Raw genomic sequence first — 1,935 nt, 5'->3', positions numbered from 1 at the left:
CGCCGTCCGAGTTCGCCTTCACCTGCCATCCGCGACGGGATCTGGCGCTGCGCTATGCCGAAGGCTCCGCGCCAGCTCCCGTCGCTCCCACCGCCCAACTGGGCAAATCCAACGACCGGGGCGAACTCAGGGCTGGATAAAACTTGGGGGCAAGGTCACTGGTGTTCGAGGAACTGGCCCGATTGGACGAGTGGTCGAAGCGAAGGCTCGAAAAGCTGGAACACGTTTAGCCAATGAAGAACGCCAACCATTTTAGGTCGCAGTCGCGGTCACGAAGGTAGATCGTTCGGTTCGTTGGATTTCCAAGAAATCGACTCGCGATTCTTTAGAATCGACATGCTTTAGAGTTGGCCGGACAAGTCCAACGGATTTGTGTGTGTGTGTGTGTGTGTGTGTGTGTGTGTGTTTACATCCAGCAAGGGATCCGAATGGTGGGCCCGGCAGAACTCGAACCGCCAACCAGACTGTTATGAGCGGCCGGCTCGGACCGTTGAGCTACAGGACTTCACTCCCACGAGCCGCCCGGTTGGAACTTTCGCGACGCGCTTATGGGTTGTTTGACGTTCTTATGAGGTGCGCGACACCCAGCACAAGAGGCGATCCACTAACCGTCGGAGAAGGATGCGAGGAGTGGATCGACCTCCTTCTGATCCGGACCGTTGCATCGGGCGTTGACGCGCGGACCTGTGGCGTAGCCGATCCAAAGCACAATCTCGTGCGGTCGCGGCGCGTCATGGATCAGCACCGGCGTCGAATCGAAGGCATCGAGATCCCAACCCTCGTCGAGAGGACCATAGATGAGATCCACGGTCGTGCCCGGCGGGCCCACCTTGGCGTGGCCTGGGATGATGACGCGACCGCGTCTGATCGCCCCGCGCATCGCCATGCCGAGTCTTGGATGGATCATGGCGGCACCATGCTCAAGGTCGCCGCCGATGCCGACCAGCGCCGCCTTGGTGTAAGCGCGCAGCTGCGCCGGGCTAGCGCCGAGGGTCGCCAGTGCCGCTTTGGTGAGCGAAGCCCCAAGTTGGAGCGAATAGTCGATTAGAGACTGGAGGTCGGCGCCGGCCGCCTTTCCGGCGAGCGGGTTTTCGAAGACCGCGGCGATCGCGACGCGTCGAAGTGGGGGGGACGACAGGCGCGCCGTATTCGCTGTTGATCTCCTCGACGAGAGTGACGGTTTTGCGGATGGTCATGATGCGCTCGCTCGCTATGTTTCGACAGCCCGTCTATTTCAGATCTAAAGGCTAGCACCTTATTGCCCTTCTGCGCGGGGAATTGAGACGCCCCAGGCGGCTTTGGTTCAATCGCGTCGATCTTGGTCGGGGCCGCCGATAGGCCGCCCTTCTAAGAGGCGCATCTTTCGCATTATGGCCAACCGCGGACTCGTGCGCCGGAAAAGGTTGGCTTTTTTGGCTGGACTGCCGGCGACCAGCCAAAAGACATCACACACCCGAGGGCTGTTGTTCTCCCCGCGACCGCACCAGCTTTTGCCGAAGCTATGCAGCATCCCCAATAAGGCGTTAGAAAAGGACAGGAAAAAACCTCGACGAAGGAGCCGATCGGGAGTTTCAGGAGGGCCACGGCGTCTGCGGAAGGGAATGGCCATGCTGGTTATTATCGTCCTATCGATAATGATCCCAACGGACGGGGAGGAAGCTCTGATGAAAGCATCGATATTTTGCCTCCCGAGCGCCATCGCAGCGCAGACAGGACGGGGTTGAGCCAAGCAGTCCCCTGCGCAGGGAAGGCCGTGTGTTGGGCTTCACCTGTATGTCGCTGTGCAGTTCTTCTGCGTGTGCTTTTCGCACAGCGGACCGTGGGTGCTAGCCGGCGCCCGGCCTTCCCTGCGCCCTTGTGTCCTGAAAATCTGCCAGAATGTGCGAACGGGCGGTTGGATCAGAACCGCCCGTTGCTGGAGCTGAGCCCGTTGCG

Annotated in this window: 1 protein-coding gene and 1 pseudogene; one reads left to right on the top strand and one right to left on the bottom strand. The window is 60.3% G+C overall.

Annotated features, from left to right (window positions below; genetic code table 11):
- Window positions 1–140: pseudogene (locus AC629_RS49630) on the top strand (IS3 family transposase); the annotation flags it as partial.
- Between the two features lie 464 nt (window positions 141–604).
- Here the strand turns inward: AC629_RS49630 and AC629_RS43270 are convergent.
- Entirely contained in the window at window positions 605–1,138 is a 534-nt protein-coding gene (locus tag AC629_RS43270) for an amino acid synthesis family protein (RefSeq protein WP_084810705.1), read from the bottom strand.
- Window positions 1,139–1,935: the final 797 nt, after the last annotated feature.

Origin of the sequence: Bradyrhizobium sp. NAS80.1 (assembly GCF_001908205.1) — a bacterium.
Taxonomy (GTDB): domain Bacteria; phylum Pseudomonadota; class Alphaproteobacteria; order Rhizobiales; family Xanthobacteraceae; genus Bradyrhizobium.
This window is presented reverse-complemented; position numbering and strand designations above follow the sequence as displayed.